32 protein-coding genes are annotated in these 25568 nt (G+C 62.2%); 24 read left to right on the top strand and 8 right to left on the bottom strand.

What is annotated here, in order from left to right:
• Positions 1 to 114: 114 nt before the first annotated feature.
• The 8 genes from CKW37_RS33110 to CKW37_RS03055 form a co-directional block, all read right to left on the bottom strand.
• Positions 115 to 717, bottom strand: coding sequence for a hypothetical protein (locus CKW37_RS33110; protein ID WP_256587676.1), 603 nt, complete (start codon positions 715 to 717; stop codon positions 115 to 117).
• Entirely contained in the window at positions 701 to 1096 is a 396-nt protein-coding gene (locus CKW37_RS03080) for a hypothetical protein (RefSeq protein WP_095153976.1), read from the bottom strand. Before CKW37_RS03080 ends, CKW37_RS33110 begins: the two co-directional genes overlap by 17 nt.
• Complete coding sequence (locus CKW37_RS03075; RefSeq protein ID WP_095153975.1) at positions 1093 to 2922, bottom strand: DNA cytosine methyltransferase; 1830 nt, start codon at positions 2920 to 2922, stop codon at positions 1093 to 1095. Before CKW37_RS03075 ends, CKW37_RS03080 begins: the two co-directional genes overlap by 4 nt.
• Positions 2919 to 3413, bottom strand: a complete 495-nt coding sequence (locus tag CKW37_RS03070) for a hypothetical protein (protein ID WP_143501865.1) — start codon at positions 3411 to 3413, stop codon at positions 2919 to 2921. The genes CKW37_RS03075 and CKW37_RS03070 overlap by 4 nt, the downstream gene beginning before the upstream one ends.
• A 91-nt stretch (positions 3414 to 3504) precedes the next feature.
• Entirely contained in the window at positions 3505 to 3753 is a 249-nt protein-coding gene (locus CKW37_RS03065; protein WP_095153973.1) for a pyocin activator PrtN family protein, read from the bottom strand.
• A complete protein-coding gene (locus tag CKW37_RS03060) occupies positions 3750 to 4259 on the bottom strand; it encodes a hypothetical protein (RefSeq protein WP_095153972.1) in 510 nt (169 codons plus the stop codon). Before CKW37_RS03060 ends, CKW37_RS03065 begins: the two co-directional genes overlap by 4 nt.
• Positions 4256 to 4417: a hypothetical protein gene (locus CKW37_RS32765; protein WP_159985216.1), complete on the bottom strand. Its 162-nt coding sequence runs from the start codon at positions 4415 to 4417 to the stop codon at positions 4256 to 4258. The genes CKW37_RS03060 and CKW37_RS32765 overlap by 4 nt, the downstream gene beginning before the upstream one ends.
• Before the next feature lie 100 nt (positions 4418 to 4517).
• Positions 4518 to 5177, bottom strand: a complete 660-nt coding sequence (locus CKW37_RS03055) for a LexA family transcriptional regulator (RefSeq protein WP_095153971.1) — start codon at positions 5175 to 5177, stop codon at positions 4518 to 4520.
• Between the two features lie 98 nt (positions 5178 to 5275).
• Between CKW37_RS03055 and CKW37_RS03050 the strand changes: the two genes are divergently transcribed.
• The 24 genes from CKW37_RS03050 to CKW37_RS02940 all read left to right on the top strand — a co-directional run bounded on the left by CKW37_RS03050 (position 5276) and on the right by CKW37_RS02940 (position 25565).
• Positions 5276 to 5479 (top strand): helix-turn-helix domain-containing protein, encoded by a 204-nt coding sequence (locus CKW37_RS03050; RefSeq protein WP_095153970.1) that lies wholly within the window; start codon positions 5276 to 5278, stop codon positions 5477 to 5479.
• 199 nt (positions 5480 to 5678) lie between these two features.
• Complete coding sequence (locus tag CKW37_RS03045) at positions 5679 to 6167, top strand: phage regulatory CII family protein (RefSeq protein ID WP_095153969.1); 489 nt, start codon at positions 5679 to 5681, stop codon at positions 6165 to 6167.
• Positions 6160 to 6372, top strand: a complete 213-nt coding sequence (locus CKW37_RS03040; protein ID WP_095153968.1) for a TraR/DksA C4-type zinc finger protein — start codon at positions 6160 to 6162, stop codon at positions 6370 to 6372. Before CKW37_RS03045 ends, CKW37_RS03040 begins: the two co-directional genes overlap by 8 nt.
• Positions 6369 to 9125: a DUF5906 domain-containing protein gene (locus CKW37_RS03035; protein ID WP_095153967.1), complete on the top strand. Its 2757-nt coding sequence runs from the start codon at positions 6369 to 6371 to the stop codon at positions 9123 to 9125. Before CKW37_RS03040 ends, CKW37_RS03035 begins: the two co-directional genes overlap by 4 nt.
• A 385-nt stretch (positions 9126 to 9510) precedes the next feature.
• Positions 9511 to 9996 carry a hypothetical protein gene (locus tag CKW37_RS03030; protein ID WP_177454399.1) on the top strand — a complete coding sequence of 162 codons (486 nt, stop codon included), beginning with the start codon at positions 9511 to 9513 and terminating at the stop codon, positions 9994 to 9996.
• Between the two features lie 189 nt (positions 9997 to 10185).
• Positions 10186 to 10527, top strand: a complete 342-nt coding sequence (locus CKW37_RS03025; RefSeq protein ID WP_095154342.1) for a phage holin family protein — start codon at positions 10186 to 10188, stop codon at positions 10525 to 10527.
• Positions 10517 to 10882, top strand: a complete 366-nt coding sequence (locus CKW37_RS03020) for an HNH endonuclease signature motif containing protein (protein WP_095153966.1) — start codon at positions 10517 to 10519, stop codon at positions 10880 to 10882. Before CKW37_RS03025 ends, CKW37_RS03020 begins: the two co-directional genes overlap by 11 nt.
• 149 nt (positions 10883 to 11031) lie before the next feature.
• Complete coding sequence (locus CKW37_RS03015; RefSeq protein ID WP_095153965.1) at positions 11032 to 11565, top strand: phage terminase small subunit P27 family; 534 nt, start codon at positions 11032 to 11034, stop codon at positions 11563 to 11565.
• Positions 11528 to 13360, top strand: a complete 1833-nt coding sequence (locus CKW37_RS03010) for a terminase large subunit (RefSeq protein ID WP_095153964.1) — start codon at positions 11528 to 11530, stop codon at positions 13358 to 13360. The genes CKW37_RS03015 and CKW37_RS03010 overlap by 38 nt, the downstream gene beginning before the upstream one ends.
• Positions 13357 to 13533: a hypothetical protein gene (locus CKW37_RS32925; RefSeq protein ID WP_177454393.1), complete on the top strand. Its 177-nt coding sequence runs from the start codon at positions 13357 to 13359 to the stop codon at positions 13531 to 13533. Before CKW37_RS03010 ends, CKW37_RS32925 begins: the two co-directional genes overlap by 4 nt.
• 2 nt (positions 13534 to 13535) lie before the next feature.
• On the top strand, positions 13536 to 14804 hold the full coding sequence (locus CKW37_RS03005) for a phage portal protein (protein ID WP_095153963.1): 1269 nt from the start codon (positions 13536 to 13538) through the stop codon (positions 14802 to 14804).
• Positions 14801 to 15748, top strand: a complete 948-nt coding sequence (locus CKW37_RS03000; protein ID WP_218241204.1) for a S49 family peptidase — start codon at positions 14801 to 14803, stop codon at positions 15746 to 15748. The genes CKW37_RS03005 and CKW37_RS03000 overlap by 4 nt, the downstream gene beginning before the upstream one ends.
• A 65-nt stretch (positions 15749 to 15813) precedes the next feature.
• Positions 15814 to 17133: a phage major capsid protein gene (locus tag CKW37_RS02995; RefSeq protein ID WP_095153962.1), complete on the top strand. Its 1320-nt coding sequence runs from the start codon at positions 15814 to 15816 to the stop codon at positions 17131 to 17133.
• Positions 17134 to 17182: 49 nt separating this feature from the next.
• On the top strand, positions 17183 to 17440 hold the full coding sequence (locus tag CKW37_RS02990) for a hypothetical protein (RefSeq protein WP_095153961.1): 258 nt from the start codon (positions 17183 to 17185) through the stop codon (positions 17438 to 17440).
• Between the two features lie 2 nt (positions 17441 to 17442).
• Positions 17443 to 17994: a hypothetical protein gene (locus CKW37_RS02985; RefSeq protein WP_095153960.1), complete on the top strand. Its 552-nt coding sequence runs from the start codon at positions 17443 to 17445 to the stop codon at positions 17992 to 17994.
• A gap of 2 nt (positions 17995 to 17996) precedes the next feature.
• Entirely contained in the window at positions 17997 to 18374 is a 378-nt protein-coding gene (locus CKW37_RS33500; RefSeq protein ID WP_095153959.1) for a phage head closure protein, read from the top strand.
• Positions 18352 to 18786 (top strand): hypothetical protein, encoded by a 435-nt coding sequence (locus tag CKW37_RS02975; RefSeq protein ID WP_095153958.1) that lies wholly within the window; start codon positions 18352 to 18354, stop codon positions 18784 to 18786. Before CKW37_RS33500 ends, CKW37_RS02975 begins: the two co-directional genes overlap by 23 nt.
• A 9-nt stretch (positions 18787 to 18795) precedes the next feature.
• The gene (locus CKW37_RS02970; RefSeq protein ID WP_095153957.1) at positions 18796 to 19395 is read left to right on the top strand and encodes a hypothetical protein; all 600 of its coding nucleotides are present in this window, start codon (positions 18796 to 18798) and stop codon (positions 19393 to 19395) included.
• A complete protein-coding gene (locus CKW37_RS33495; RefSeq protein WP_371864260.1) occupies positions 19392 to 19649 on the top strand; it encodes a DUF2635 domain-containing protein in 258 nt (85 codons plus the stop codon). The genes CKW37_RS02970 and CKW37_RS33495 overlap by 4 nt, the downstream gene beginning before the upstream one ends.
• Positions 19646 to 21142: a phage tail sheath subtilisin-like domain-containing protein gene (locus CKW37_RS02960; RefSeq protein ID WP_095153956.1), complete on the top strand. Its 1497-nt coding sequence runs from the start codon at positions 19646 to 19648 to the stop codon at positions 21140 to 21142. Before CKW37_RS33495 ends, CKW37_RS02960 begins: the two co-directional genes overlap by 4 nt.
• Positions 21143 to 21196: 54 nt before the next feature.
• A complete protein-coding gene (locus CKW37_RS02955) occupies positions 21197 to 21544 on the top strand; it encodes a phage tail tube protein (protein WP_095153955.1) in 348 nt (115 codons plus the stop codon).
• On the top strand, positions 21544 to 21852 hold the full coding sequence (locus CKW37_RS02950) for a phage tail assembly protein (RefSeq protein ID WP_095153954.1): 309 nt from the start codon (positions 21544 to 21546) through the stop codon (positions 21850 to 21852). The genes CKW37_RS02955 and CKW37_RS02950 overlap by 1 nt, the downstream gene beginning before the upstream one ends.
• Positions 21853 to 21975: 123 nt before the next feature.
• The gene (locus CKW37_RS02945; RefSeq protein ID WP_095153953.1) at positions 21976 to 24198 is read left to right on the top strand and encodes a phage tail tape measure protein; all 2223 of its coding nucleotides are present in this window, start codon (positions 21976 to 21978) and stop codon (positions 24196 to 24198) included.
• Positions 24195 to 25565, top strand: a complete 1371-nt coding sequence (locus CKW37_RS02940; RefSeq protein ID WP_095153952.1) for a DNA circularization protein — start codon at positions 24195 to 24197, stop codon at positions 25563 to 25565. The genes CKW37_RS02945 and CKW37_RS02940 overlap by 4 nt, the downstream gene beginning before the upstream one ends.
• Positions 25566 to 25568: the final 3 nt, after the last annotated feature.

The raw sequence follows: 25568 nt of genomic DNA, 5'->3' as shown, positions 1-25568 counted from the left end.
GGATCTTGCTGCAGCGGGAATGGTTGCGGGTTGAGCGTGCTTGGCCGCAGATGTCGCACATCACGGGCAGGTCAAGGCTGTGGGTAGCCATGCGAGGCCTGGAGGCTGGTGGGCTCAAGGCAGGACCTCCAAAACGGCGCTGTGATGGAAGGTGCGGGTTTTGCCGGTCTTTGGATTCTTTCCGTAGATATAGCCAGGGCGAGACCACCAGGCTGCACAGTGGCCTGTCACCTCAACTTCAATCTTGTTCCTGCCGGCTTTGATCAGTAGCCGGCTGCCATTTGGGTAGACTCGTCTCACTGCTGCCAGCAAGCCGACCTGTGGCATCAACAAGTCGTTATCTGCTGCCTTGGCTTCGCAGCGGGCCTTCGAGGTGGATGTACTGCCGGGGTGGATGTCGCTGTCGGGCGTGCCGCCCTCCGGCTTGTTTAGGTCGCGTCCACCCGCTGCTCCGGCGCAGGGCACTTCGGAGAGCATGATGCTGATCTCGGGCTTGCAGCCCTTGGCTTCTACCAGGTCGTGGCGGCCCGGACCTTTGTAGATCGGGTCCAGGCCCGCGGCGGCTTCGTAGCCGGCGAGGAAAACCAAGTAGTCGCCGTGGGTGCGGTCGTCAACGAAGCCTGAGCGTCCCTTCTCCAGTTCGTCGCTCGTCAGGCCGGTTGGATTGCGAGTGATAAAGAGGTCGCGCGGATCAACTTGTTTAGCTGGGCTGGGCATTGTTCTGCTCCTTCAGATAAGTGCAGAGAGCGTCTAAGGCAGAGTCGGTTGCTTCTGGGGTCTTGGTGACCGCCTTGCCGCCAGGCGGTTTGAATCCCATTCCGAGGTGGCGAGTGATGAGCAGATAGCGCTGGGCGTGCAGCAGCAGCTCGTCGAGCGATACAGGCGTAGGCTCTCGCTCGCAGTGCAGCTGGGCCTCGGTGCGGGAGTGGTACAGGCCGAACGGGCCGAGCCAGGCGGCGGCGTGATGCTCGGCGTCCGAGACGGGGCAGGGTGTCGCTGGTTGTTCGTACTCAGAACCTAGCTTGCATTTTTTGCAGACGTGATAGCCGCCGGCGTCAAGGTCTACTGTTTCCCAGAGGTGCTTGTGCATGGTCATGCGGCCTCCTGCTGGTAAAGGTCGATCAGGTCTTTCGCATTGGCGCCGATCAGGTCTTCAGCCTCTTCAGGGCAGACGCTGTTGCCGATCAGTCGGATCTGGTCGGTGTTGCTGATGGGCAGCCACTCCAGCAGACCGGTCTCCGGGTTCTCGAATAGTCCGCGATCGAGGATGTAGTCGGGGCTGAACCCCTGTGCCAGCTTGAGCTCTGGCGCCTTGAGCATGCGCAGGTAGAAATCCACCAGGGCGAATTCGCCGAGCAGCACCACGTCGGCGGGCTCAGGGAAGTGTTCGGGCAGGTACTTGTGCAGGAAGCGGGCGCACTTCCGGGCTCGCTCCATCAGTTCCGGTGGCAAAATGGAAACTGGCACCTGCACGACAGTGACCAAGGCCATGCGTTCTTTCGTTGGCAGCGTGTGCATGGGCTCTTCCATGCCTTGCCACTGTCCTCCCGTGCCGTAGTACTTCACCAGGTAGGCAGTCGCCAGGCGCTGGTTGGTGCCTCGGCCCAGGATGGTGCTCAGTGGAGCCTTGGCTGCCCGCCCATCGCCTTTGTAGAACCCGCCGTTCGCCTGCTCGAAGTGGCAGGCGGCGATGGCGTGATGTCCGCTGCCGGTGGTCAGGGCATTTACGGGCTTCAACAAGCTATTGCCGGTGCAGCCCTTACGCAGAGTCACCATGGAGGCGGTGGCCATGGCTTGCTCGCCACGGTTCGCTCCGGTGATGGTCCGCACGGACTCTGTCATGGGATAGCCCGACCGATCCCCGTGATGGGTCAAGTGGGTAAGGTGCGCCGACGCCATGGCGAAGTGGCCACCCTTCACCTGAGCAACCTGAGTGCGCAGGGGCTTCGTCACACTGAAGGTGCGCTGGGTGCTCGCGTTGGCGAATTCGGTGAGGCTGGCGGCGGCCAGCTGCTGGTCGCTCAGCGGGACCACAAATGGTTGCTCCGCCATCACTGTGTGCCGCCAGAAACCCTTCGCCATGCGGCGGCACGTGTTGTCCACCAACGGTCGTTTCCGGTCGAAGATGCTCTTGCCCAGGTCGGAGAAGTCGATGCACTCCGCAGCGGTTCGCCATGGCAGTTGGCCCGCTTTGGGTTTCTCGTGGCGCTTGGGTTTGGTCCATACGATTGGGCGGCCATCGGTGCGACCGATCAGGAACAGCCGCTTACGGATGGTCGGCGTCCCGGCATTTGCCGCACGGCGCTCTCTCCACTGCACGTTGCAGCCCAAGCCGCGCACCAAGGCCTCCATGGGAACCCATTGACCGATGCAGGCCATGATTTCTGCCATGTCCGGGTGATCCGCCGGGAGGCCGGTGGTGAGGCAGGATACGAACGCCCTGAAGGTTCGGCCCATTTCTGCCTTGATCGGTTTCCCGGCATCGTCCAGTGGCCCCCAGGCCTGGAACTCCTCGACGTTTTCCATCAGGAACAGGCGAGGGCGGGTGGCGAAGACCCATCGCACCACAACCCATGGCAGAGAGCGAACGCTCTTGCTCCGGGGGGCACCACCTTTGGCCTTGGAGAAGTGCCGGCAGTCGGGTGACGCCCACAGGATGCCTACGGGTTGCCCGCCGGTGGCTTCCAGTGGATCGACCTCGTAAATGTCGCAGATGTAGTGCCGGGTCTTGGGGTGATTGGCGCGGTGGACGGCGATGGCGATCGGGTTGTGGTTGATTGCCACGTCAGGGTCGCGATACACCCGCGCGCCACCACTACTGGCTCCGCCCGCGCCGGCAAACAGGTCTACATACAGCTCGCGCTGGAAGGGGAGGGTCTGCTGCTGTGCTCCGACAAAGTTGATCTTCTGAGCGGCAGTCATGCTGCGCTCTCCGCTTTGGCGGGAGCATTCCGGCGAACCTCGGTGTGTACCAAGGCGGCCAGGCGGGTGAGTGCTGCCGACTCCAGGGCCGCGCGGTCGCGCCAGGCCTCGCTGCCCTTCATCACTCCCCAGGTGCGTTGGGCGAGCAGCAGAGTTTCAGCGGCTTGAATCATCAGGCGGTGGTCGGCTGGGGTGACCGCCAGCCCGGTGTACGCCCGAATGCGTTCTTCCAGTTCATTGACGGTCCCCATCAGAGCAGCGGTCTTCTGCAGATGCTTGCGCTGCTCGGTCTCGCGCTCGATCGAGCGGCTTTCCAGTTGGCGCTCGAGATCCTGTAGGCGCTGCCAGGACAATGCATCCCTTTTGCTGAGGCCATTGGTCAGGCCCTGGTGATACGCCCGGTGGCGAGTTTTGGTGAACAGGTAAGGCAGGACGGTGAGCGTGACGATCCACGCAATCGCGAGGGCGAGCATATAGTGAGGTGCTTGCATGTGCTGTGCTCCGAAGAGGCCGGCGCCAGGCCGAGGTGTGGTGGTGGCCTGGCGCAAGCTGAGGTTCCCCTGATGGCCGGGGCCGCCTGATTCATGCCGTTTGTTTTGCCTGATCCGCCTGGGCATCGAGGTAGTCGGCAAGGTCGTACAGGTAGATCACGTGCTGCGCCTTGGCCGAGTTGTGCAGCTTCTTCAGCGTCAGGTCGATCTCGCCCTTCTTGATCAACTCTCTGAACCGTCTGTCCGTCCCGATGTGAGGGAAGTAGTGCTCTCGCACAGCGGTCATGCTCGGGCAGGGTGTGGCCCACTGGGTTCGCAACTGGTCCAGCGTTTTGCTCATGGCGACTCCCCGGGCCCCTCTCGGCCGGGCCCGAGCTTCGCGCGGATGATCTCGGCCAGGTCCAGCATGCAGGTGCCGGTGGCGGCTGCTCGCAGTTCGCCCTGAGCGTCGGTTACAACTGCACCGAGGGGACGGGCGGGGGTAGTTGTGAGGACGATGTAGGCGATATGGCCGGGGGGCAGCACCCCGTTCACGCAGTCCTGGGCTTCCATCAGTGCGATGGCCTGTTGCGATGGCTCGCCAGTGAAGGCCCGGCCGTTGGCCAGCTCTTCCAGGTAGTCGCGCAGGGCCATGTACTTGGCGGTATCGCCACGCTGTAGGGTGAGCGAGCCGGTGATTGGGCCGAACGTGGCCTTGAGGTGGTGGGTGCGGTCGTCGTTCTCGACCGCGATGTGCATGTCAGTCGAGGTTTCTGGGCGACGCATCTGGCAGGTCGCGGTACCGCCGTTCTCCAGCGTGGCTTGCAGCAGCATGACGCGGCGCAGCGGGACGGTGTATTCGTTCATGCGGCCCCCTTCGCGGGAACCGCGCGGACGATGCCGGCAGGAGAGACGATCAGTTGCAGGCCGGTGCGGCGCTGGAATGCGGCGACCAACGCGGGGCGGGTGCAAGCGGTGGGGTGCAAGTACACCTTGCCCGCTTGGTTGTGCTGTGTGATTTCCATGTCTGGACCTCAGTGGTGAGAGGGGTAGCGGTCCAGACAATACTTAAACGAATATTCTCGGTCAATACCTTTGCGTAAGCATTGGGTATGCGTTGAGGTATTAAAAGATCTCGACTTTAGAAACGACAACCCCGCAGATTGTGGCGTCGTCGGGAAGCTCAATGATCGGGTCCGGCCACGAAGGGTTCAGCGGTTTCAAAAATTTACGTTCTCCTTCAATGACGAGCTGCTTGAAGGTTGCTTCCTTGCTGTCTGCGAGCTTGGCCACCACCAGCGAACCGTTTTCGAAGTCTTTAGCCGGGTCTACAAAAATGATGTCGCCGTCTCTGAAGGATCGGCGCTCATGTGGATTGAACATCGATAGGCCGCGCACTCTGAGCGCGAAAGTCGCGCTGCTATGCGATACAGCACAAGGTAACCACGACTCCACACCCTCTATTTCAAGGGGTTCTTGCATTTCACACCATGCTCCTGCCTGCACCCATGAGATCAGAGGAACAAACCCGCGTACCTGTGGGCCTGGCTCAACGTTGGCAGCGTGCCCAGTTGTCGCCAGGGGTCGAGCTTCGCCCTTCCAAAGCCACTCAGTAGTCACCCCGAGAACCTTAGCGATTTTCTCGACATTTTCCTGTCGTGGGCTGGCTGACGTGCCGCTCAAGATCCGGTGGATCGTGGGTTGAGGTACGCCTGATCTCCTGGAGAGTTCGTATCCAGACATCCCCAATTCATGCAGACGCTTTGCTACGCGGCTTCCTATCACTGCTTACGACTCTGATTAGTTTTCGTATCGAAAGTGTATTGCTTGCGATAATTCGTTTGGGTAACATCCGTGTATTCGCTAACGAATAGGTAGGCGTCATGTCTATAAAAGAGATGCTCAAGGCATTGATCGAAAAGGGATTTTCACAGCGGGCCATCGCAGATCGGGTCGGAGTGACCCAGCCGACGATCTACCGCGCTACGAAGGGAGCTGCTGTCCGCTATGAGGTGGGCAAAGCAATCGAGGTCTTTTACGAGGAAGAAATCAAGGCCGCAGAAAGCGACCTGCGCAAGGATCACTAGGCTGGGTTCACTCACCACAAGCTTCCCCAGCCTAGTTTGGACGACCCCCGCCATCCGGCACCTCTCACCACAAGATTCGCCGGATGACTAGAACCGCATGCAATGTTCCACAGCACGCAAAACACTGCACAACGGTTGTGGCCGTAGGATAGGTCCTGCCTGTTCCACGGTCCACACCGTTAACCAAGGATTAACGGTTATGAGTCGAATCGACACTTTGCCGGACGATGGTCCGGCCCTCTCCCTCCGTCACGCGCTTTATCGCGCTGGACGTTCCTACAGAGGCGGTATCACCAGTCTGGCCTTTGACCTCGGTATGGACGTGGACGCTCTGCAGAAGAAACTCAAACACGATGAAGAACGCCGCTGGCTCTCTCCCGACGAGCTGGAAGAAATCCTGCAATGGACCCAGGACAAGCGCGTGCTTGATGCCCTCGGCCGCGCGGCAGGTGTGGTCTGGTACCGCCCTCAGCCCGTCCCCGCAACGAACGAGCAACTGAAAGCCGTCGGCCACCTGCTGGAAGAAGCCGCGCAGTTCGTCAGCAGCATGCACGAAGGCGCCGCTGACAATATTTGGGAACCACACGAAGTCCAGAAGCTGGAAAGCTGCGGCGTGGACGTGATTCGCCAGGTGCTGGCGATCATGGCTGGTGCACGTCAGTCCATGGAGGATGGCGCACATGCTTAACGTTGCAGATCCGCTCGATCAGGCTGCTGAGCAGACTGAAATCTTCCTCCAGGCTGCTCTGCAGCGTCACGCGAACCGTCCCATCAAGCCCAGCGCGCAGTTCTGCGAGGACTGCGACGAGCCGATTCCGTTGGCGCGCCAAGACGCGGCGCCCGGGTGCGAAACCTGCATCGATTGCCAAGATCTGCGGGAGCGGCGCCGATGAGCCAGCGCTCAACACCTACCACGGCGGATTGGGCGCGGCGTTACATCGAGACCTTCAACCTTGCCCTAGTGCCGATCGAGCCAGGGGAAAAGGGCCCGAGGGGTGATGGCTGGAACCGGCCAGGCGGCTATTTCACCGATGTCGCTTCCGCCGAGGCGTTCTGGCGCGAGAATCCAAACCACAACCTCGGCGCCGTCCTCGGGCCGGGGCGGGTTTGTTCGCTCGACGTTGACAACGTGGAGATGTCGCGAGATGTCTTCCGCGACATCTTTGGGCTGGACTTGGACCAACTCGCGGCGAAATACCCGACTGTCGTAGGGAATCCGGCGCGTTTCCGGCTCTTGTTTCGCCTACCAGAGGGTGTAGAGCTGAAACTGCGCAAGCTGGTTTGGCCGAGCAAGGCTGACCCTGATGGATCGATTTACAAGGGCATAATCGCGCAGGTGAAGGCCGCACGGGATGCCGAAGATAAGGTCGCTGAGAACGCACTGCTGCTCGCCATCGCGCCATTCAAGAAAGTGACCGTGTTCGAGTTGCGCGCGGGCCCGGTTCAAGATGTACTGCCGCCGTCCATCCATCCGGATGTTGGCGAGCCGTACTACTGGAGAAAGCCGCCTGATCCCGCTGGGCTGCTGGAGCTGCCAGGCGAGCTGCTGGCTATCTGGCAGGCATGGGACGAGTTCAAGGTTAAGGCGGAAGCGGCTTGCCCGTGGCGACCAAAGCCGGTCGCGCCAGTGCTTCGCGCGGTCGAGAAACCTCGACCATTGGCCCGTTCAGGCAATCGCGATCTGCCGGAAGTCATTCCTGAGTTCAACCGCGTGCACGACATCGCGACGATGATCGAGGCGCACGGGTACAAGCGCATGGGTGACAAATGGCTATGCCCTCACAGCAGCAGCGGCGATCCGGGCGTCACCATCAGTGACGGCAAGCTCTACTCGCATCATGGCTCTGACCCCCTTGCCAACGGCCACAAGAACGACGCTTTCGACGTGTACTGCATCCTGATGCACGACGGCGACCGACGGGCGGCAACCAGGGAGGCAGCAGTTGCCTTGGGCCTCGACGCGCGCTCTCGGCCACCGGAGCCACCGCCGCTCGGTGAGCTTCCCCGCACCCCATCGCCTATCGAGCAGTCCGCACATGCCGGCGACGGTGACACTGATGTGGCTGACCAAGACGCCCCCAGCTCGGCCGGCGGGGAGGCCTCCTCCTCGACCGACGGGGGAGCGGGGGAGGGCGGGTTGGTGCTCAAGAGTGCGCTCCGCCGTTTTGCCCTGGTCGAAGGCACGACGAACGTGTGGGACATGGACAAGGGGCAGGCCATGAAACGGTCAGGCTTCGAGGCCCTGATCGGCAAGCCGGCTGCCAAGGCCTGGATGGAAAGGACCGACAAGAAGTTGGTATCTGGCGAGCAGGTCAAAGAGCTTGAGCAGGCGCGTCGGATGTCCAGTAAGAAGGGTGGAGCGATGAGCCTCGCGCCGCTCGATCGCTACGTGTACATCGACGGGACGAAAGAGGCTTGGGACCGAGAGAAGAAGCGCCGGCTGCCGGAAGGCAGCATCAAGATGGCGTTGGGTGATGCCTATCAGATTTGGTTGAACAGCCCGAACCGGCGCGTGGTCGACGTCGACCACATCGTGTTCGACCCAGCTATGACCAAGGACCCTGCGGTTTACATCAATACGTTTGAGGGGCTGCCCTTGGAGCCTGTTCGCGACGATGCCGCGTGCGAAAACCTGCGCTGGTTGATCTCGTTCCTGTGCAACCACGACGCCGAGGCCCTGGAGTGGCTCACCAGGTGGCTGGCTTATCCGCTCCAGCACATGGGCGCCAAGATGGACACGGCGATTTTGTTCCACTCAACGATGGAAGGCTCCGGTAAGAGCCTGCTGTTTTCGGACGTTATGGGCGAGCTGTACGGCCGATACGGGGCGACTGTCGGGCAGCAGCAACTGGAAGGCAACTTCAACGCATGGCAGAGCGGCAAGCTGTGGGCCGTCTTCGAAGAGGTTGTGAGTCGGGATCAGCGGTACAACCAGGTGGGCAAGATCAAGCACATGGTGACCGGCAAGACGGTGCGCATGGAGTCGAAGTTCATCAACGGTTGGGAGGAGTCCAACCATATGAACTCCGCGTTCTTGAGCAACGAAATCATGCCCTGGCCTATCAGTGAAGACGACCGGCGAATGTTGGTCATGTGGCCGCTGGAGACGTTGCCGGCTGCTCGCCAGAAGGCGATCGCTCGGGAGCTGGCCGACGGTGGCGTTGCTGCGTTGTACGGATGGCTGTTGAGCGTCGACTTGGGTGACTTCGACCAACGCACTCGACCGCCGAAGACTGAGGCCCGGCAACGGCTGGTCGAACTGAGCCGCACCGCGTGGCAGACGTTCTACAGCCTTTGGCGACTTGGAGAGCTTGGGTACGGACTGTGGGGCAGTGCTCTGACCTCGGACGTCTACGCGATGTTCTTGGAGTGGTGTTCGCTCAACAAAGAGCACTCCATGAGTCAGACCAAGTTCTCGCTGATGCTCAGTGCAAAGGTGGAGAAGACACGGGCTATCCCCTGGACCGATGGTAATACCCGGCGCTTCGCAGCGTTCTTCTTTCCTTCTGACGGCGATCCTTCCCTGCCCCCATCCATTAATGCGGCCGAGCTGGGCAGGAACGTCTCTGAATGGCGTGCTCGGGCGAAGCTGGCTGGCTGGAACGTGGAAGGTTGGGAGCACGTGAAAAGGACGCTTGCGGCATGAATACGACTGAAAGTGTGTTGGGTGTGTTGGGTTTGTGTTGGGGTCGATTTGGTAAGCCAACACACATTAGGGGCCCGGAAACTGTGGCGTGCAGGGGTGTTGTGTTGGGTGTGTTGGGTTTGTGCGCGCGCGCGCGCGTGCGCGATTTTTTTCGGGGCACTATCCAGCGGGATAAAATTCTCTATGCGAGGGCTGAAAAACCCAACACACCCAACACACTCAACACATACCTAATTAATCCATTGATTTCATTGAGCTTTAGCTGTGTTGGGTTTGTGTTGGGTAAGCCAAGTGTGTGTTGGGTTCAGGTTTTGGGAGGTTCGCAATGAACAAGGACGAAATGCAGTTCGTGTTGGCCTCCCGGCTTACTGCCCATCGCATCGAAATGGCGGAGCTGCTGGAGCCGGCCGAGCGCCTGCGCTTGGTTCATGAGCTGATGCAACACTGGGGTGAGCAGTGCGCTCGACTGGGGCTTGGTTCCAGCATGGGCAGCCAGATGGGGACAATCATGGAATGGAAGGGTGCTGCCCCGCGTGGTGGATCCTCCGGGTCACGAATCTTGATAGCAGGTGCTGGCCTCAATCACTCTGCTGCCGAGGTAGACGCCGCCGTGGCTGAGTTGGACCGACGTGACAAGCGCGGTGCGGTCCTGGCGAAGCTGGCACGCCTTCGTTACCTGCATGGGGTGCCCGTGCGAGAGCAGATGCGCGAGGTTGGCCTGGCTGAGAGCGCGGACCGCACCTATCGGAATTGGGTTAAAGCACTGCACCTTCAGGTGTTTGCGATCTTGGCGGCGAGGGCTGGCAGGGTTAAGCAACATACCGTTCGTCGGGTCACTATGCGACTTGCGTGCAACATCGATGCTACATAGCTGCCACATTGCGACGAACCGAAAACACCCCCTTTTCGGTTTTTCCGGTGGCATGTAAAAAGGCCCCACGATATCAAAACTGCGCTTAGGCGCTCCCCCAAGCACTGTGTTGTGCAACCCATCGAGAACCCTGCCACCCGGCGGGGTTTTCTGTTTCTGGCGCTGTGCTTTCTGACCTGCGAGGACCGTATGACCAATGAGCAACAAGCCTTAATCGAAATGCCGCTGTGGATGGTGATCCTGCTTTCCCTGGTCGGTGGTGTGTCAGGGGAGATGTGGCGTGCGGACAAGGCCGGCTACAGCGGCTGGGCGCTGGTACGTCGGATCCTGCTGCGGTCGGGAGCCTGCATCGTGTGCGGCCTGTCGACCATCATGCTGTTGTACTCGCTGGGTGCATCGCTCTGGGCGGCGTCAGCGTTTGGTTGTTTGAGTGCGGTGGCGGGCGCTGATGTGGCAATCAACCTCTACGAGCGTTGGACTGCCAAGCGGATTGGTGTTTGTGATCTGCCATCGTCGCGCAATGAAGGGTGATGACCGGCGGGGAAACAGTGCTTCACGCGGGTACGGTTACCGCTGGCGGCAGGCGCGTGAAGTGTTCCTCGCAGCCAATCCCTTCTGTTCGATGTGCTCGACAGATCGCCGTCCTGTTGCTGCATCGGTGGTGGACCACAAGGTTGCGCCGCGTTTGAACGAGGCCAAGGAAAGCGCCGATGCCGAACAGTTACGGCATGCCTGGAAGCTGTTCTGGGACAAGGACAATTGGCAACCCCTCTGCAAGCTGTGTCACGACTCGGTGAAGCAACGGCTGGAGCGCAGCGGGAGGATTGCCGGGTGCACTGCATCTGGCGTCCCGCTCGATCCGAACCATCACTGGAACCGGCGCTGACCTGCGCCTGGCCGCCCCTCCGGTCCTGCTCTGCCGGGGTAGGGGGGGTAAAACACTTTTCCTCGCCTTCTTCCGTGACCGCTCGCCCACCTCCGTGTGCAAAACCGGGAAAAATGAGGGAGGGGGGGTATCAGACATAGGAGGTTTCCATGGCCGGAAACGGTAACTCCGGGCGGCCTGGACTGCCCGCGTCGGTGCATCTGCTCAGCGGCAACCGCAGCAAGCTCTCGCCTGCACAGCTGATGAACGAAATCAAAGATCCGGCGGTGCCGGTGGGCGTGCCGCCCATGCCGGACTTCATCACCGGGGACGCGGCTGTCGAGTGGACGCGGATCACCGAGGCGCTGTTGGCTCTGGGCTGGGTGTCGCGGCTCGACCAGATGGCGCTTGCCACATACTGCCAGGCATATGCTGACTGGTTGCGCTTCCAGCGGCTGATTGCCGAGCGCAACGCTGCATCGCTCGATGGGCTGGGCGGTGAGGTTCAGACCTTCAAGACCGGTGCCCAGCAGACTCACGTGCTGCGGCAGCTGGCCAACGACGCCGAGAAGCGCGCGAACGCTGCGGGTGCTCAGTTCGGGTTATCTCCCCTGGCGCGCCGGAACATGAGAGCCGCCCCGGCGGCGCAAGGAGAGTTGTTCCCACATGCAGGACGAGACGCTGCCGACAAGTATTTCAACTGACTGCCGGGTAAGGGCCTTCGCTGATCAGGTGTTGTCCGGTTCAATCGTCGCCGGGCCTGACGTTCGCAACGCAGCCCGCCGCCATCTGCTGGATCTGGATCGCGGACACGATCGCGGGTTGATCTGGAATGCCGAAGCGGCAGAGCGTGCCATCGGCTTCTTCGAGGATGTGCTGCGCCTGAACGGCGGCGACTTCGAAGGGCTGCCGTTTCGCCTTGCTCCGTGGCAGGCGTTCATCGTGGGTAGCCTTTTCGGCTGGTACACCGACGATGGCTATCGCCGGTTCCGACAGGCATATATCGAAACCGGAAAGGGCTCTGGCAAGTCGCCCCTGGTCGGCGGGATCGGCCTCTATGGCCTGGTTGCTGATGGCGAGCAGCGGGCAGAGGTCTATGCGGCGGCTACCAAGAAGGACCAGGCGCAGATCCTGTTCCGCGATGCGGTCGCGATGGTGAACATGGCGCCTCACCTTGCCGGGCGCCTGGTGCAGTCTGGACGGGATGAAAAGGTGTGGAACCTCTTCTATCCCGCGACCAACAGCTTTTTCCGCCCGATCAGCTCCGACGACGGCCAGTCCGGCCCTCGGCCCCATGTGGCGCTGATCGACGAGCTGCACGAGCACAAGACGGCCAGCGCAGTGAACATGATGCGGGCCGGCACCAAGTTTCGGCGTCGTGCCTTGATCGTGATGATCACGAACAGTGGCTCCGACAAGGGCTCGGTGTGTGGCCAATATCACGACCTGGGCGTGCGGATCTGCGAAGGCAAGGAGCAGAACGATGCGTTCTTCGCCTTCATTTGCTCGCTGGACAAAGGTGAAGACCCGTTCAAGGACGAGGCGTGCTGGCCGAAGGTGAACCCTTCCCTGGACTTCATTCTTGAGGGGCAAACCGACGGCATCCCCGGTCGCAAGTACCTGCGGGAGCAGGTGGCCGAAGCCAAGGGGCTGCCGGCGAAAGAAGCCGTGGTCAGGCGCCTGAACTTCTGCGAGTGGACGCAGGCGACATCGCCATGGCTGTCGTGGGAGATCTGGCGTGGCGCAGCCGAGCGGGTGCCGATGCGCGTTCTACGCAACCGGCCATGCGTCGGCGGGCTGGACTTGTCGAGTACCACGGACCTGACGGCGTTTGTGCTGATGTTCAGTCCCATGCCCTATGACCCGCACTGGCGCTCGCTGTCGTACTTCTGGATCCCCGACGATGACTTGTCGGGACGAGAGAAGCGTGACCGCGTGCCCTACCTGCAATGGGTAAAGGAGCGCCACCTGGAGACCACACCAGGACGAGCCATCAGCAAACTGCATGTGCTTCGGCGCCTGCAGACGATCTGCGATTTCTTCGACGTGCGGCGGATCGCATATGACCGCTGGCGGATCGAGGACTTGCTGCAACTGATGACCGACAACGGCATCACGCTGCCCGAACTCAAGCCCTTCGGTCAGGGCTTCAAGGACATGGGCCCAGCAGTGGACGAGTTCGAGCGGCGCCTGCTGGGGCGCAAGGTCGAGCCAGAGGATGTCATCGAGCTGGATCCAGACGACTACGAGGTTGTGTCGGAGGTCACCACGGTCACCGAGGTGGTCGAGACCCTGCTGCACGACGACAACCCGGTGATGACCTGGAACGCCGGCAACGCAGTGATCGTCTTCGACCCAGCCAACAACCGGAAGGTAGACAAATCCAAAGCCACGGGCCGTATCGACGGCATTGTCGCGGCCGTGATGGCGGTCGGCATCAGCAGCGACATTTCCGAGGCATCAGGCACGTCGATTTACGACGAAGGGGTAGGTATATGAAGTTGATTATCGCGTCGTGGGTGGCGGGCCTGCTGGGCTTCGCGCTGCTGATCGCCGGCGTCTGGATGGTGCATCGACCTGCCGCGTTCATCGTCGCGGGGGTGGGTTTGCTGGTCTGGGCCAAGTTGGCCGATCAGGCGGCTGCGCACCAGATAGCAAGGGAAGGGGGCTGAGTATGTTCTTTTCCAGTCTACGCGCCTCGGGCGCGGGCACGTTGACCAACCCGGACAACGGGTTCTGGCGCGGCTTGATAGGCCGAGGGCGTAGTTCGGCAGGCGTTGCTGTTACCCCGGAAAGCGCCCTTGCTCTACCCATCTTGCAGAACTGCGTCACGCTGCTGGCTGAAACCGTGGCGCAACTGCCGCTGGAGCTGTTCGAGCGCAAGGATAAAGGACAGCGGGAGGCGGCCATTAATCACCCCCTCTACGACGTACTGCGCTATCAGCCCAACCCGTTCCAAACACCTTGCGAGTACATGGAGCGGCACCAAGGTGCAGCCGGTCTGCGGGGGAACGCATTCAGCTTCATTGATCGCCGTGAGGACGGCAACGTCATCTCGCTGTGGGCCCTGAAGCCGGAGCATGTGCAGGTGCTGAAAGGGGGGGACCTGATGCCTTACTACCGGATTGGTGGTGGAGAGGCGGTGCCGATGCGGATGGTTCATCACGTCCGGTGGTTCGGCACCAACCCCTACGTCGGCCTGTCTCCGATCGAGCTGCACGCTGATGCAATCGGCCTTACCCAGGCGGTTCGTCAGTACACCGGCAAGAGCTTCGCCAACGGCGTGGCCGTGTCCGGCGTGATCGAGCGCCCCCGCGAGGCGCCCGCGATCAAGGATCAGGGCACTGTCGACAAGATCGTCGATCAGTGGGGCCAGAAGTTCGGCGGCATGGACAACGCGAAGAAGGTCGCGCTGCTGCAAGAGGGGATGACCTTCAAGCCGGTGTCCATGTCCAACGTTGACGCTGAGATCGTCGGCATCATGAAGCTGACCGGTCTGGACATCGCGCGGATATACAAGATCCCGTTGCCCATGGTCAATGACCTGGAGAAGTCGAACTACAACACGCTTGAGCAGCTGATGATCCAGTTCGTGGTGTTCGCTCTGCTGCCCTGGGTGAAGCGCCATGAGCAGGCGATGATGCGTGACTTCCTGCTGCCGAAGGACCGACGGACCCACTTCATCGAGTTCAACCTGTCGGGCCTGCTCCGTGGTGACCAGAAGAGTCGCTACGAGGCCTACGCGATTGGTCGCCAGTGGGGCTGGCTGAGCGTGAACGACATACGGCGCCTGGAGAACATGCCTCCGGTACAGGGCGGTGATATCTACCTACAGCCCCTCAACATGGTCGACGCAGGCAAGCAGCCCGACCTGAACAACCCCACGGTGCGCGCCCAGCTGGAACTGCAGCACGCAGAGATCGGGAGGATCCTTGCCCAATGAGTAAGCAATACCTGCGGGCATCCAGCCTGCTGTTCAACCAGCCGCTGTTGGTTACCCCCGACATGCTCGACCTGGGCGTGCGCTGGGCCAACCAGACTATGAGCCTCAACATCATCAACCTGGGCGGCGGCTCGGCCCAGCTCTGGAAGGACGACGACCCCATCGACCGGGTTGCGATCGCCGACGAGCAACGCCGCAACGCGATTGCTCAGACCGGGGTCGAGGTTATCCCGGTGAGTGGTGTCCTGGTCAGCCGTGGTAGCCACATCAATGCGTGCGAGACCATGACCAGTTACGAAGGGCTCCGCTCGCAGCTGCAGCGCGCGGTTGCCGACCCTCTGGTCGAACGCATCGTTCTGGATATCGACAGTCCTGGCGGGTCAGCCGTCGGCGCTTTCGAACTGGCCGATGATATCCGTGCAATGACAGCGCAGAAGCCCATCACCGGCCTGGTCAACTACATGGCCTACAGCGGTGGCTACTTGATCGGATCCGCTTGCAGCGAGTTGGTTGTGAGTCGCACCAGCGGGGTCGGTTCGATTGGTGTCATTGCGAGCCACATGGACCGCTCAAAGATGGAAGAGGGGATGGGCGTCAAGGTGACTACGGTGTTCGCCGGGGCGCACAAGAACGACCTGTCCCCCCACGAACCCATTACGGAGCAGTCCTTGGCTTTCCTCAACGAGCTGGTGCAGGAGAGCTACCAGATGTTCGTCAACTCGGTCGCCGAGTATCGCGGTATGCCGGTGGCCAAGGTGATTGCCACGGAGGCCGGCTTGTACCGCGGCCAGGGCGCAATCAACGCTGGGCTTGCTGATCGACTTCAGAGCCCGCAACACGCTGTCGATGAGTTGTCGCGTGCTGTGGCGCAGAACCGTGCAACACGCCAGTCGAGCCGTATCAGCGTGCGCGCAGCAGCCCTGGCGATGCAATCGCTGACCTGAACCACCCTCTTATCAAACGAATCCTGACCCGCCCTGAGCGGGTTTTTTTATGCCTTGGAGGCAGCATGTCCCTTGTACTTCAGATGCGTAACGAACGCGCCGGCCTGGTTGCCCAGGTGCAGGCGCTGGCAAAGATTGAGGCCGATGGCGGGAGCTTGTCCGCCGAGCAGTTGCAGCAGTTCACCACCCTGGAAGCCCAGGTCCATGACCTGACCGCCAAAATCAAGCGCGCCGAGTCGGCGGAGCAACTGGCTGCGGCCAGCGCGGTACCTGTCAATGAGTCGGCCCAGGGCGCAACCAGCCCACCAGGCAGTATCTCCGGTCCGTTCAGCGAGAAGGCAAAGCCTGGTACTGGCATGGCCCAGATGGCACGCCTGTTGGCGTCTGCCCAGGGCAACCAGCAGACCGCCGCGCAGATGGCCAAGGACGGTGGCTTCCCCGCTGATGTTCACATGGCACTCAGCGTTGTCACTCCGGGGGCTGGCGGTGTGCTTGTCCCGACGAACTTCGCGACCGATGTCATCGAGTCGCTGCGTCCTGTTTCCATTGTGCGAAAAATGGGCGTCACCAGCCTGCCGTTGAACAATGGCAACCTGACCCAGCCGCGAATCACCGGCAACACCGTCGTGACCTATATCGGTAGCGATACCGATATCCCGATCACCGGGATGACGTTCGCTGATACCAAGCTGTCGGCGAAAAAGGCAGCGGCCATCGTCCCGATCTCCAACGACCTGCTGGCGATGAGTGGGGTCAACCCGCGTGTCGACGGCCTGGTGCTGAGCGACCTGACTGTGAGCATGGGCCTGTCGGAGGATCTGCACTTCATCCGCGCTGATGGTTCCGGCTCCCTGCCCAAAGGCCTGCGTCACTGGGCGTTGGCGTTCAACCTGCTACCAGCTCCAGCAGTCGACGGCTTGACCCTGGAAAAAATCGATCTGTTCCTGGGCAAGATGATGCTCCGCCTGGAAACGGCGAACGTCATGATGAAGTCGTGCGGCTGGCTGATGGCCCCGCGCGTGCTGCGTTTCCTGCAAGCGTTACGTGATGGAAACGGCAACAAGGCTTATCCCGAGATCGATCTCGGCCAGCTCAAGGGCTACCCGGTTGGTCTCACCAACCAGATCCCGGTCAACCTCGGTGCCGATGGCGACGAAACCGAAATCTACTTCGTCAACTTCGCGGATTGCATGATCGGCGAAGACATGGACCTGACCCTGAGCTTCAGCAACGAAGCGTCCTACAAGGACGCCCAGGGCGAGGTTGTCAGCGCCTTCCAGCGTGACCAAACCCTGCTGCGTGTAATCGCGAAGCATGACTTCGGCCCGCGTCACGTCGAAAGCATCGTTGTGGCGATCGCCGTGAAGTGGGGCGCAGGCATGTAATCCTTGGCCCCGGATTGGCCGGGGCCGCTCAGCTGATGGGATGGAAGTTATGGCAAAGGTAATTGTTGTGTTCACCGGTTCCTGGCGCGGTTACAGCAAGGGCGAAGTGGCCGGTTTCGAGGAGGACGTTGCGCAGTCGCTGATCGATGGTGGGCGTGCTGAGCTGCGCGACGGCAAGAAAGGTGGCAAGTCTGGTAGCGGTAAGGGCAAGCCGGGCACGACGGCCCCCCAGTCCGGCCCGTCGACGGAGCCACCGGCGAATCCTGATTCGACCGCCACTAGTTCGGATGACGAAGAGAAACCCTGATCATGGCACGCCGCATCGCCTACACGGGGGCGCCCGTGCTGACGCTGGACCAGGTGGCCTTTCAATGTCGGGCTGAGCCTGAAGACCTCCAGACCGAACTGATCGACCACATCATTATCCCCGGCGTGACTGCGCAAGGAGAATCGAAAACGGGGGCGGCGATCCGTGAAGCGATCTATGAAGAAGACTGGCCGGCGGGCTATCCGTCGGGGCATTCGCTGGATGTTGGCCAAGTGGTCGCCATCGAGTCCATCCACGTCCTGGGCGATGCCGGTTCGCCGGTGCCGTTTTCGGGCGCAGTGGAGCTGATACCAGGAGGTAAGGAGAGCTACCTGGAGTTCCCGGGAGGTCGACCAGTTGGGCGGCTGAGGATTCGCTACCGGGCCGGCGTGGATTTGGAGGTCCACCCTGGGGTGGTGAGTTGGTTGCTGATGGCAGCTGAAACGGCTTTCACCCATCGCGGCCAACTGATCGTGGGGCAGTCCTTGGCCGAAATCCCAAGTAGTTTTGTCGACCACCTGCTGGCCGACATCACTGTCCCACCGAGGTTCTAGCCATGGCGATACGAGCACCTGAGTCAGGCGAGCTGACGCACCGCATGGCGGTCCGGAGGCGGTCTGACAAACCGGTTGGCCCTGGCCTGGAGCATGAGTTCACACCGATCTGTGGGCGCTGGGTCAAAGTCGAGCCGCTTGGCACCGCGACCTACGCTAGTGTCCAGCAGACCCAAACGACCATCACTCATCGGCTGTACTGCCACTTCATTCCTGATTTGGACGCCGACTGCGAGTTTGTCGGCCGTGGGCGCGTTTATCGGGTGAAACGGCCAACCGATCTTGGTGGGCGTCGTGTCTGGTCAATGGTCGAGGTCGAGGAGCTGGGGCCGGACAGCCGGGAAGGAGGGCAGCAGCATGGCCAACTCAGTTTCGATTGAAGGCTATCTGCACGTCGACGGCTTCGACCAGTTCGACCGCGAGGCTTTCAACAAGCGCAAGATCCGCGCAGGGATGCGTAAAGCCGGGCAGTTGATCACTGGCCGGGCGCAGATGAACCTGGCGCTCGGCGGTGGCCGGGAAGACTATCCGACCAACCGTACCGGAGCGACGACCGACTCCATCAGCTTCAAGCTGTCACGCTCGGGCTTTCTTGTGCGGATCGCGCCCAGCAAAAGCGCGAGCATGAAGGTGTTCTATCCGGCCTACCTCCATTACGGCGTCCGGCGCAAGAGCGGGGGCGGGTGGCGTATCAAGCCTCGCGACAACTACATGACCGATGCCCTGGTCGACAGCCGGGATGAAGTTCAACGCATCTTGCAGCAGGCCTTCTCCGCCGCGCTGCTCAATTGAGTACCCACAATGAAAATCACGCCTGTGATTGATCAGCTGCGCGCCCATGCGCCTGGCTTCGAAGGGCGCGTTGCCGGCGGTCTGGATTGGGACCCCACCAAGGACAGCGCCAAGATGAAACCCCCGGCGGCATACGTGATCGGCGTCGGCGACTCTGCCGACGAGCCCAAGGCGCAGAACGCGATCGCCCAGGACGTGCGCGACGCGATCGATGTCTGCGTCGTGTTGCCGACGGATGACGAGCGTGGTCAGTCGGTCGCCGACGTCCTGCACGACGTGCGGGCGCAGCTGTGGCGAGCCCTTGTCGGCTTCGAGCCTGACGATGAATCGGGCCCGCTGCTGTATGACGGTGGCCAGCTGCTGCTCCTCGAGCGCGGCCGCATGGTTTACCGCTATCGCTTCTATGCCGACTTCCAGCTGGGCCGGCTTGAGTGGGACGGCGAGGGCAAGCCGCAGACCTGGCAAGAAGTTGTCCTGGCTGGTTTGCCAGCGCTGGAGGGGATCGACAGTCGCTACGACTTCATCGATCCCCTTGTCGACAAGAACCTTTCCCCGAGCGGCCCTGACGGCCGGGTCGAATTCGAAACCAAAGAGGATCTACCCCAGTGACCATTCACCTGTGGCCGGCCCCGGGGCGCGCGTGCCCGATGCCGGAGAAGGGCGGCGAGCTGCTGCCCGCCGAGGGCGCGCCTGTGCCCCTCAATGCCTATTGGCAGCGCCGCATCAACGATGGGGACGCCGTGAAGATCGATCCAGCTCCCACTGCCACCGCGACGGATGATCCGGGCCCGGCAGCCGAGCCTGGTGAAGAACAGGCGGACGCCCCGACAACTCCTAAACCTTCCCGTGGGGCCAAGGCATGAGCATCAGCTACAGCAACATCCCGAGTGATATCCGCGTTCCGTTGTTCTATGCCGAGGTCGACAACTCGATGGCGAACAGTGGCACTTCAACGCTGCGCCGGCTGCTGGTCGGCCAGGTCAACGACGACGTAACCAGCCCCGAGGTCGGGCGCCTGACGCTGGTATCGCAGCCCAGCCAGGCCCGCACGATTGCCGGCGACGGCTCGATGCTCGCCGCGATGCATGCGCGCGTGCGTGCGATCGATGTGTCCGGCGAAGTGTGGTGCCTGCCGCTCAAGGTCAGCACCGGCGTTGTCGCTTCGGGCACCGTTACTGTAACGGGCGCGGCCTCGGCGTCGGGCCTGCTCAATCTGTACGTCGCGGGCACACGGGTGCAGGCGGCCGTTGTCGCCGGCGCCGATGCTTCTGCTGTCGCTGCGGGTCTGGCTGCAGCGGTCAACGCGGCTGTGACGCTACCCGTGGCCGCCACGGCGGCCGAGGGCGTCGTCACCCTCAAGGCCAAGTTCAAGGGCGAGCTAGGCAACGACATTCAGCTGCAGCTTAATCGCCTGGGTCGCGTCAACGGCGAAGTTATTCCGGCGGGCCTGACTGCAGTCGTGGCGCCGATGGCCTCCGGTGCTGGCACGCCGGATATGGCAGCGGCACTAGCGGCGCTCGGTGATGAAGAGTTCGAGTTCATCGCCCAGCCCTGGACCGATCCGACCACGCTCGACGCCTGGAAGGACACAATGGATGACAGCGCCGGCCGCTGGTCGTGGGCCAAGCAGATCTACGGCCACGTCTATTCTGCGCGCCGGGGAACGCTAGGCCAGCTGGTTGCGGCGGGGCGCCTGCGCAACGACCCGCACGTCAGCGTGCACGGCTTCGAAGCCGGCGTGCCCCAGCCAGCGTGGGAGCTGGCAGCGGCCTGGATGGCCCGCACTGCGGTGTTTATCAGTGCGGACCCTGCGCGGCCGACCCAGACCGGCGTGCTGGTCGGTATCAGTCCGGCTGAGGCCAGCGATCGCTTCCTGCTGAACGAGCGACAGTCGCTGCTCACCAGCGGCGTGGCAACGGCGAGTTACAGCGGTGGCAGCTACCGAATCGAGCGGGCCGTTACGACCTATCAGCGTAACGCGTTCGATCAGCCTGACGACTCGTACCTCGACAGCGAGACGCTGCATCAGTCGGCGCACGTGATTCGCTACCTGCGCTCGATCATCACGAGCAAGTACGCCCGTCACAAGCTCGCGAACGACGGCACGCGCTTCGGCGCCGGGCAAGCGATCGTCACGCCGAAGGTGATCCGTGGCGAGCTGGTGGCGGCCTACGGCGCGTTGGAGCGTGACGGCATCGTCGAGAACACCGAGCTGTTCAAGCAGAACCTGATCGTCGAGCGCGACCCGAGCAACCCGAACCGACTCAACGTGCTGTTCCCGCCGGACCTGGTCAACCAGTTGCGCGTCTTCGCGCTGCTCTACCAGTTCCGCCTGCAGTACGCCGACGCGGCGTAACGCAGTTCATCCACCCCGGCCCGCCTTGTGCGGGCTTTTTTATGGGAGGCCCCCATGGGTCAGAAAGTCGCGGGCACTTGCTACATCAAGGTCGATGGCGACCAGCTCACCATCACCGGCGGCGTTGAAGCCCCGCTGATGGGCGTGAAGCGCGAAACCATCGTGCCTGGCTACTTCAAGGAAGAGGACCTGACGCCTTACGTTAGCGTCGACGCTGTGAAAACCCCCAACTTCCCCCGGGCCAAGCTGGCGGCCGGGACCAACATGACCGTCACCGCCGAGCTTGCAGACGGCTCGGTCTACGTGCTGTCCGGCGCGTACCTGGTGGACGAAACCAAAGTGACCGGCGATGACGCAAAGGTCACGCTCAAATTCGAAGGTATCGCAGGAGACTGGCAGTAATGAGCACCGTAACCCACAAGTTGAGCGCCCCGATTCAAGCACACGGCGAGGAAGTCACTGAGCTGGAGCTGCGCCGTCCCACGGTGCAGGAGTGCCGCGCGATCAAAGTGCTGCCTTACACCATCGGTGCCGATGGCTATCCGGTGGCCGAACTCGAAGCAGCGGCGAAGTACATCGCCGTGTGCGCCAAGATTCCTCCTACCTCGGTTAACCAGTTGGACCTGCGGGACCTCAATCAATTGGCCTGGCTGATCGTCGGTTTTTTCCTGCCCAGCGATTCGAAGGAATCCGAGGAATCGTCGAGCTGACGTATGACCTCGCCTGGTTCTGGAAGACCAGTCCGGGCGAGATCCAGAGCCTGCCGCTGGATGAACTGTTCGAGAGTGAAGAAAACGCGTGGCGGATCAACGACCTGACAAGGGGGGCATGACGTGGCTGATCGCTTCCAGCTTAAGGCCCTGATCACCGGCGTGGACAAGCTGTCGCCGGTGCTGAAGGGGGTACGAAAGAACGCGGCAACCCTGCGCAAGCAGCTGAATGAGTCCGGTCTCGGGAAGATTTCCTTCGATGAAGCCGTGAAGGGCGGGGCCATGGCGGCCCCCTTCGTGATGGGCGTCAAAGCCGCCATGGACTTTGAAAGCGCCATGGCGGATGTGAAGAAAGTGGTGAACTTCGAGACCCCCGCGCAGTTCAAGGCGATGGGCGACGACGTGCTTGGCTTGTCCGAGAGGCTGCCAATGGCGGCCGAAGGCATCGCAAAGATTGTCGCAGCGGGCGGTCAGTCCGGCATTGCTCGGAAAGAGCTGGGACGTTTTGCCGAAGACGCCGTGAAGATGGGGGTGGCCTTTGATCAGACCGCCGATAAGTCCGGCGAGATGATGGCGAAGTGGCGCACCGCTTTCAAAATGAGTCAGGACCAAGTTGTCGCGCTGGCTGACCAGATCAACTTCTTGGGCAACACCGGCGCTGCCAGCACCGGACAGATCTCTGAAATCATCACGGCGATCGGCCCGCTCGGCGAAGTGGCCGGGGTCAATGCGGGGCAGTTGGCGGCGATGGGCTCGACGCTGGCCGGCGTGGGTATTGCGCAGGACGTTGCGGCCACGGGCATCAAGAACTTCATGCTGACTCTGACCGCCGGTACTGCGGCGACAAAGTCGCAAAAAGAGGCATTCAAGTCGCTGCGCCTGGATACAAACGAGATTGCGAAGGGCATGCAGACCGACAGCGAAGGCACGATCAACAAGATCCTGCAGACGCTGGGCAAGGTCGACAAGGCCAAGCAGGCGGCGGTTCTGACCCAGTTGTTCGGCAAAGAATCGGTCGGGGCTATTGCCCCGCTGCTGACGAGCCTCGGCACGTTGCAGACCAACTTCAAGGCTGTGGGCAAGGACGGCAAGTACGCGGGCTCGATGACTGCAGAGTATGCGGCCCGTGCGGCGACGACCGAGAACGCCCTGCAACTGCTGCAGAACAAGGTCACCCGCCTCGGCATTTCTGTCGGCACGATGCTGCTGCCGCCGTTCAATGACTTCCTCGCGACGGTTGGGCCGCTGGTGTCAAAAGTGACCAGCTTGGCCGTTGCCCATCCCGAATTGATCAAAGGTATCCTCGGCGCCGCCGTAGGCTTCACCGTACTGCGCTTAGCCGCCGCCGGTGCTACGGCAATGCTGACGCTGATGAACGGTGTCGCGAGCATGAGCCCAATCGGGCTGGTGGTGCGCGGTATCGCCATTGCTGCGGGTCTTGTGATCGCCAACTGGTCAACGATCGGGCCTTACTTCCAGCGCGTGTGGGCAATGGTCGAGGCGCCGGCGATGCGTGTGTGGGGCTGGATCAAGACCGCGTTTTCGTGGACCCCGCTCGGCCAAGTGATCGCTAACTGGGGGCCGCTGTCCGAGTTCTTCGGGGCGAGCTGGGAACTGATCAAGGCGCTGTCTGTACCGTTCTTCGACTTCCTGAAAACGGTGTTCGATTGGTCGCCGCTGGGGATTGTGATCAAGCACTGGGAGCCGATTACGGCATTCTTCCAGGGGCTGTGGGACAAGCTGCGGCCGATCATCGAGCCGATGATGAAGTTCCTGGGGTTCGAGTCCGAAGGCGGCGAGGGCGTTATCTCGGCGGCGACCAACAAGGTCAAGGCCTGGACTGAAGAACAGCAGGCACGCAACGGCGCCGGCAAGCCGGTCCCGGGGGCGCTGGTGCGGCCGATTGTCGACGCGCCGCAACTGATGCCCGAGGTGACCAACGCGGCAAACCTGATGCGCGTGCCGGTGCCGGCGGCTGCCAACGGCCCGATGCTGTCCGCCGTGCCGGCAGTCAAGCAGGCACCGCTGCCGGCAGTGTCGTACGACCCGCGCGACGCCGACGCAAAAGACCCATTCCTGCTGCCGGCGCTGACAGCGAACAAGGTGCGCTACCCGGGCGCTGGCCTGGTCGCGCCGCAGGCGCAGGGGGCTAAAAGCCTGCCGGCGTCCCGTGGATCGCTCGTCGAGCAGTCGGCAGCAAACAAGACAAAGCTGGAGGGCTCCATGCTCGTTCGTTTCGAGAACGCACCGGCGGGAATGCGGGTTGATCAGCCGCAGACAAACCAGCCTGGGCTGTCAGTCACGCCGCAGGTCGGCTACAGGTCGCTTGGTGGGGGTGGGGCATGACGACTTGGCGCGAGCAGTTGCACCCCGCGTCTTTTCGGGGTGTGCCGTTCCATGTGGATACCGACAGCATGCCGGTGGGCCGGCGCACTCAGTTGCATGAATACCCACAGCGAGACAAGCCGCTGGTCGAAGACATGGGGCGTGTCACCCGGACCAGCAAGCTGACCGCCTTCGTGGTTGGTGATGACTGCCTTGTAAAGCGCGACAACCTGCTCAACGCGCTCGACAAGCCCGGCCCGGGGGAGCTGATACACCCTTGGTTCGGGCGGATGATCGTCACGGCAGGCGATTGCGATGTGACCCATGAGCGACGCGAAGGCGGGGTGGTCCGCTTCGAGCTGACGTTCATCGAGGAAGGCGAGAAGGGCTTTCCCGCCGGCGTGCCGAACACGTCACGGCAGCTGGAAGAGTCCTCGGAAACCCTGCTGCAATCCGCGATCCGGCGGTACAAGGCGGCCATGGCCGTTGTCAATCGGGTCCGGGTGTCGGTCCTGGCGCTGCAGAACGCGATCGCCGGTATCCAGCAGGCGATCTATCAGGAGTTCGCGCAGTTGACGGGACTTGTCAGCTCGGTGGAAGCCCTGGCCGACATGCTGATCAACTCGCCGGGCAACTTCGCTGCGATGTTCCGGGCCCAGTTCGCGGACTTCACGGGACACAACCGTTCCTCGGGCTACAATTGGGGCGCAACGTCGAGCAGCACCACGTCGGCGCTGGATGCGGACCCCGAGTTCGCTCGTACGGTCGCTGGGTTGCCGGCGGTCGAGCCGGAGTTTACCGGTTTCGTCCCGGCCTCGCGCGATATCGCCGGCAAGGTCGAGGCCGCCCAGGTTCTCGTCGCGGCCCTGGCCGCCGATCGAGCGGCTGCCAATGCCGCCGGCGGGCTGGCCACGGCTGCCGTGGCCCAGGCGGCGCGCGAGCTGGTGCGCGACGTGCTGATCGTCTACGCCGTCCGTGTGGCGGCGACCATGCCGGCGGTCAAGGCGCCGGCTGGATTGCCGGGCACACCGACGCTGCAGCAGCAAGTCGCCGCGCCGGTTGAGCGGCCGGAAGTGCCAGTGACGGCGGACGTGGTGGCCATCCGCGACACCCTCGACGCCATGCTTTGGGACGCCGCCCAGGACGTGCCGCACCAGCACTTCGAAGTGCTTGAAGTGGTACGCAAGGCGCTGCGTGGCCATTTGACCGAGGTCGCGCGAGCGGGCGTGCGGCTCACCCAGGTGACGACGCACGAAAGCCTGCCGGCGGTTGTGCTCGCCTACCAGTGCTACGGCGACGCCTCGCGCGCGGCCGAAATCGTTACGCGTAACAAGGTGAATCACCCGGGCTTCCTGCCTGTCGGTGCGTTGACCATCGCCCAGGAGTAACCC

This window comes from Pseudomonas sp. Irchel 3E13, assembly GCF_900187455.1.
Taxonomy (GTDB): domain Bacteria; phylum Pseudomonadota; class Gammaproteobacteria; order Pseudomonadales; family Pseudomonadaceae; genus Aquipseudomonas.
Note: the sequence above shows the minus strand (reverse complement) of the source record. Positions and strands in the feature narration are given on the sequence as shown.

Coding starts and splice junctions, on each gene's coding strand:
- CKW37_RS33110 (WP_256587676.1), bottom strand. CDS start 717: ATGCCCAGCCCAGCTAAACAAGTTGATCCGCGCGACCTCTTTATCACT.
- CKW37_RS03080 (WP_095153976.1), bottom strand. CDS start 1,096: ATGACCATGCACAAGCACCTCTGGGAAACAGTAGACCTTGACGCCGGC.
- CKW37_RS03075 (WP_095153975.1), bottom strand. CDS start 2,922: ATGACTGCCGCTCAGAAGATCAACTTTGTCGGAGCACAGCAGCAGACC.
- CKW37_RS03070 (WP_143501865.1), bottom strand. CDS start 3,413: ATGCAAGCACCTCACTATATGCTCGCCCTCGCGATTGCGTGGATCGTC.
- CKW37_RS03065 (WP_095153973.1), bottom strand. CDS start 3,753: ATGAGCAAAACGCTGGACCAGTTGCGAACCCAGTGGGCCACACCCTGC.
- CKW37_RS03060 (WP_095153972.1), bottom strand. CDS start 4,259: ATGAACGAATACACCGTCCCGCTGCGCCGCGTCATGCTGCTGCAAGCC.
- CKW37_RS32765 (WP_159985216.1), bottom strand. CDS start 4,417: ATGGAAATCACACAGCACAACCAAGCGGGCAAGGTGTACTTGCACCCC.
- CKW37_RS03050 (WP_095153970.1), top strand. CDS start 5,276: ATGTCTATAAAAGAGATGCTCAAGGCATTGATCGAAAAGGGATTTTCA.
- CKW37_RS03045 (WP_095153969.1), top strand. CDS start 5,679: ATGAGTCGAATCGACACTTTGCCGGACGATGGTCCGGCCCTCTCCCTC.
- CKW37_RS03040 (WP_095153968.1), top strand. CDS start 6,160: ATGCTTAACGTTGCAGATCCGCTCGATCAGGCTGCTGAGCAGACTGAA.
- CKW37_RS03035 (WP_095153967.1), top strand. CDS start 6,369: ATGAGCCAGCGCTCAACACCTACCACGGCGGATTGGGCGCGGCGTTAC.
- CKW37_RS03030 (WP_177454399.1), top strand. CDS start 9,511: ATGGCGGAGCTGCTGGAGCCGGCCGAGCGCCTGCGCTTGGTTCATGAG.
- CKW37_RS03025 (WP_095154342.1), top strand. CDS start 10,186: ATGACCAATGAGCAACAAGCCTTAATCGAAATGCCGCTGTGGATGGTG.
- CKW37_RS03020 (WP_095153966.1), top strand. CDS start 10,517: ATGAAGGGTGATGACCGGCGGGGAAACAGTGCTTCACGCGGGTACGGT.
- CKW37_RS03015 (WP_095153965.1), top strand. CDS start 11,032: ATGGCCGGAAACGGTAACTCCGGGCGGCCTGGACTGCCCGCGTCGGTG.
- CKW37_RS03010 (WP_095153964.1), top strand. CDS start 11,528: ATGCAGGACGAGACGCTGCCGACAAGTATTTCAACTGACTGCCGGGTA.
- CKW37_RS32925 (WP_177454393.1), top strand. CDS start 13,357: ATGAAGTTGATTATCGCGTCGTGGGTGGCGGGCCTGCTGGGCTTCGCG.
- CKW37_RS03005 (WP_095153963.1), top strand. CDS start 13,536: ATGTTCTTTTCCAGTCTACGCGCCTCGGGCGCGGGCACGTTGACCAAC.
- CKW37_RS03000 (WP_218241204.1), top strand. CDS start 14,801: ATGAGTAAGCAATACCTGCGGGCATCCAGCCTGCTGTTCAACCAGCCG.
- CKW37_RS02995 (WP_095153962.1), top strand. CDS start 15,814: ATGTCCCTTGTACTTCAGATGCGTAACGAACGCGCCGGCCTGGTTGCC.
- CKW37_RS02990 (WP_095153961.1), top strand. CDS start 17,183: ATGGCAAAGGTAATTGTTGTGTTCACCGGTTCCTGGCGCGGTTACAGC.
- CKW37_RS02985 (WP_095153960.1), top strand. CDS start 17,443: ATGGCACGCCGCATCGCCTACACGGGGGCGCCCGTGCTGACGCTGGAC.
- CKW37_RS33500 (WP_095153959.1), top strand. CDS start 17,997: ATGGCGATACGAGCACCTGAGTCAGGCGAGCTGACGCACCGCATGGCG.
- CKW37_RS02975 (WP_095153958.1), top strand. CDS start 18,352: ATGGCCAACTCAGTTTCGATTGAAGGCTATCTGCACGTCGACGGCTTC.
- CKW37_RS02970 (WP_095153957.1), top strand. CDS start 18,796: ATGAAAATCACGCCTGTGATTGATCAGCTGCGCGCCCATGCGCCTGGC.
- CKW37_RS02960 (WP_095153956.1), top strand. CDS start 19,646: ATGAGCATCAGCTACAGCAACATCCCGAGTGATATCCGCGTTCCGTTG.
- CKW37_RS02955 (WP_095153955.1), top strand. CDS start 21,197: ATGGGTCAGAAAGTCGCGGGCACTTGCTACATCAAGGTCGATGGCGAC.
- CKW37_RS02950 (WP_095153954.1), top strand. CDS start 21,544: ATGAGCACCGTAACCCACAAGTTGAGCGCCCCGATTCAAGCACACGGC.
- CKW37_RS02940 (WP_095153952.1), top strand. CDS start 24,195: ATGACGACTTGGCGCGAGCAGTTGCACCCCGCGTCTTTTCGGGGTGTG.